Genomic DNA, 4,111 nt, shown 5'->3' with positions numbered 1-4,111 from the left:
ATGAAAAAATCGAAGATCAAAAAGAATTTAGGTGTTGCACTTGCTTTTATAGGATGTTATGCTGCTTTAAGTATATTGGTTGTACTGGGGAGTCCCAATTGGCCACGAACTATTGTCGAAGCAGCTCTCTTTGGTATTGGTATTGCTGGAGTAGCTATGTATGTGCGTAGCACTAAGCGTAGTGATTAAGATTCAATAATGGCACTTCCTTTTCTTTCTTAATTTACTACAATCCATTAACAATTCAATATAAAAAAGCCTCAAAGCAAATTTGCTTTGAGGCTTTTACCGAATATAAACGAAAACACACAATTTGAAAATTCGAACTATTTAGTAGTCATTTTCTATATTTATAGCAACCTAGAAGGGCATTGTACACAGCATTATCTGCTTTATACTTCTCTGTATTGTGACCTACAGTTGCTATGGCTTTACTTTTAAATTTGTATTAGATTGCTTCTTGACTCAAGTAATGTAATAGCTAGCTACAAAACATAAGAATAGAGCATTTGATTTTCTAATAGAACTGCTGATTTAGGAACAACTAGTAAGACAGAATGTTGTCCTAAATGAGGCTTTTATTTTTTCAAGTAAATATTGCTGCTTTTAATATCCTACTTCAATTACTGATAACTGATTTTTTACGTGGATGGAATGTCGTTTATCTGAAAACGCAGCTCAACTGGGCTACATAAAATAGCATATCTCTTTGCAACATTTCGGTCTAAGTAAAAGACTAGTTCTGAAATGATTATTTATATATATTTTATCTTTTTTAGTGCATGGTTTATTATGTAATCGGCATAGTATTCATAGAAAAGTCGTATCATTGCAAAATTTTTCTAATTAAATACCTAATGTATTGTAAAAATCATACAAATCGTGCTTCAGTTGCCCATTGTGAGAAGTGTGGTGACGCTCTATGTCAAGAATGTGCCGGAACTCATAAAGAAGTTTTATGTGATAAATGTGTGCAAAAAGCGAATGGAGAATTCATTATAGCAGAAATTATAATAGCTGTGTTCTGTATTGCGTTCATAACTATTTCTTTGTACATAAAGAAAAACTATTTTATGCCTCATTCAAATGATTTTAATGTCTTTTATCTCATTTTCTTTTTCATATGCATTTTCCTGTCAGGAATGTATTTATCCTACCGTTATATTTTAAGGGAGATAAAAGTTTATATACCCATTAATAATGTGCAATCATTAATTGTAGCACTCGTTATGTGCCCATTCTTGGGTCTAATTTATATGCCATATTTCTGTGTGAAACATTTTTACTCATTGGCCTTTACTTGTTTTATATATATGCATAATATGCTTAAGTTATATAGAAAATCGAAGGACTATAACTAAACTCGATAACGTTAAAAATAAAAAAGTGGTTGAGACATTGAATTCTCAACCACTTTCATAAACTTAACGATAATCTATATTGTAGAACTATTTATTTATCTTTTACACAGCGAACTGCAATACCTTGGTTATATAGCGCTGTTCCATATTCTCTTAGTCCTGATTTATCTCCTTGCATAATATATGCTCTTTCATCATCTTCTTTTTCTGTTGATGTCCATACTTTAAATTGATCTTCTCCCAGATGAGAACCTGAAGTTTGGTATAAGTACCCTGTATAGTAAAAGAAGATATCCTTAATGTCATCTTTAAACTGTATGTATGAATCAGTTATATCGGTCTTAAAAGTATATAAGTTATCTCTTTCTTTACTTGTAGGCATTCTCCACGTATTCATAGGTTCAACGAGTGAACATGGATCTGTTCCCTCATTTGCTATAATTTCGTCATACTTCATTTCTTTCTTTTCAGGTGTAAATACGTATCCTAAGTAATCTTTGCCATAATAAATTTCTCCAATAGGCATAGCATATGAGTTTTTAAACTTAAAGAACATAGGTTCCTCATCTTTTTCTCCAAAGACATATTTTCCTTCTTTCACCATTAAGTAACCCTCACTCCATTCTACATCAAACACATTTAGAGAAGTGCGTTCTTGTGTTACTGTTTTTTCTGTATTCTTTCCATTTACCCAAATTTCATAAATCTTATTTTTAGGAGTTAGATTGCTTGGGATTTTAAATTCTGCTGTAGGGTTATCTTTGCTGACTAATATCGTTTCGATAGACTTTGATCCCTCTTTTATTTCGATAGGGATATTAGTTAAGTCGGTTTCTATTTCTACTTTAAGAGTAAACTCTTTGTCAGAAACAGTTTCTTCTATTGGTGTATGACTTTTGTATATAGCAAAATTAGTTAATCCAGATTGCTTTATACTCTTACCCGAATTTTCTCCATTAATATAAATAGTGAACGTTCTAATATTATATGATTTAGCTTTAGGGATAGTTAAAGTTATTGTAGGTTCACTTGTTGTAGCTGTACCAGAAACTGTTGTTCCATCATTAGCTATTAGCTCTACTGAATAAGTATCAATAGATCCCGATTTGGTAGTAATGCTTATTTCTCCACCTTCTTCACTGATAAGCTCTGTGGGTGTGTGAGAAACATAACTAGGTAGTTCTAAATTTCTTACGCAACGAATAGCATTAAATGATTCTCTGTCTTGCTCTTCCAAGTCGCATTCTAATTCTTCTTTATTTATAGACATTTTAAAAGCAGCTGCTTTTCCTTCCTTGTTTATTGAAGAAGTCCAATAACTTACAAATTCATTTTTTCCTGATAAAATGCCTTTATCTGAGCATGTTCCAGCAAAAGGAAGACTTATTTTCCCTTCATAGGCACTCCAATAAAGAACTCCATCGTTTTCTACAGGAAAATCATTCATATTTTCGATTAAACTTTTAATTTCCCCTTGTGTAGGCATACGTAAGTAACCATCAGAAGCCATTATACATGGATCTTTTTCATCGATAGCGATTGAGCTTAGTTCTGTGGCTTGTTCTTTAGGGTTATAGATGTTTCCTGAGTAGGTTTCACCTTCTGTCTTTATACCCATAGAGCTTTTATGTTTGAAGAGTAATCCATAATCGGTTTTGTTGGGTGAAATAATAAATTTCTCGCCGTTTGTGGTTAGATTACCTTTTGTCCAATAGTTATTACCTATTTTTTCTAGACCAGCTTTTTGCCAACCTCTTTTTATTATTTTCCATTCGGAGTTACCTTCTTTTACTTCTATTGTGATATACCGTCTCTCGGGTGTAATATTTTCTCCAACAGTATATTCAATAATATCTTTATTGATATCTATTTCTTCTTTGATAATATCATCATCAATTTTTACTCTATAACTGAACAATTCGTTGGGTGTACAAATGTTTTTAGTGATGTTAATTGAATAATCATTTTGAATCCAATCGATGTGAGAAGACATCTCTGAATCATACTTTATTGTGTTATCTACATACGCAGTGTCATCATCACTACATGCGCTGAAAGGTAGTATAATACATAGATACAGGAATGACCTGATTGCTTTTTTAATGTTCATAGAAGCAAGATTTAAGTTTATAAATGGTTAAATATCCCTACAATCTATGTAATTATGCTAATAATAACAAGTATAAATAGCGTATAATTATAAAATATACCCATCTGGGTAACAATAGTATAGAGTTTTACCTTGTCTTTTTTTATTAATGACATTTTGTAATCCTACAGAATCGTAATGAAATGAAGATAATCTATATTTGTTGAGTAATATTTAAAAAGTTGGTTATGATTTACCTCTTTTGAGAAAAGTGATAAAAGTATCCTTTTGAGCGAAGAGGGACACTGGGGTGTTTTAAGGAGAAGAGTTTTATGGTCTTACCTTTCTCCTCTGAAACAATTGATTCTAACTTCTGTTTAGAGTAATGTGGTGGGGCTAAGTATCTCTATACTTAATAGGCTGGTTTATTTACTTTAGCTATCTAGCTGTTAGATTCAATGTCCTTACTAAGATCTGAAGTGCTTTCCAATAAATAAGCAGTGTCTGGTGTGTATTCGCCATCGGGAGCATAAATAATCCAATCCTTGATGTTTTCATTAATGGGTAGTGTTATCCGACTACCTTTACCTAGATTATTCGAGAAAGAGGAGGAAGTCATTATCTCTCCTGTTATTTTTTCTGTAGAAATCTGGATGACTTG

2 protein-coding genes and 1 pseudogene are annotated in these 4,111 nt (G+C 32.0%); 1 reads left to right on the top strand and 2 read right to left on the bottom strand.

Annotated features, from left to right (window positions below):
- The coding region (locus tag K8V80_RS03500; RefSeq protein ID WP_276775475.1) for a hypothetical protein at positions 1-189 on the top strand (189 nt) is incomplete at its 5' end.
- A gap of 1,263 nt (positions 190-1,452) precedes the next feature.
- On the opposite strand, the gene K8V80_RS03495 is transcribed toward K8V80_RS03500, so the two are convergent.
- Complete coding sequence (locus K8V80_RS03495) at positions 1,453-3,471, bottom strand: hypothetical protein (RefSeq protein WP_276775473.1); 2,019 nt, start codon at positions 3,469-3,471, stop codon at positions 1,453-1,455.
- 421 nt (positions 3,472-3,892) lie between these two features.
- Positions 3,893-4,111 (bottom strand): annotated as a pseudogene (locus K8V80_RS03490) (hypothetical protein); the annotation flags it as partial.

The sequence above is a fragment of the Bacteroides coprosuis genome (genome assembly GCF_020741705.1).
GTDB classification, from domain to species: Bacteria; Bacteroidota; Bacteroidia; order Bacteroidales; family Bacteroidaceae; genus Bacteroides_E; species Bacteroides_E coprosuis.
The sequence above is the reverse complement of the archived record's forward strand: the minus strand, read 5'-3'. Positions and strand labels throughout refer to the sequence as shown.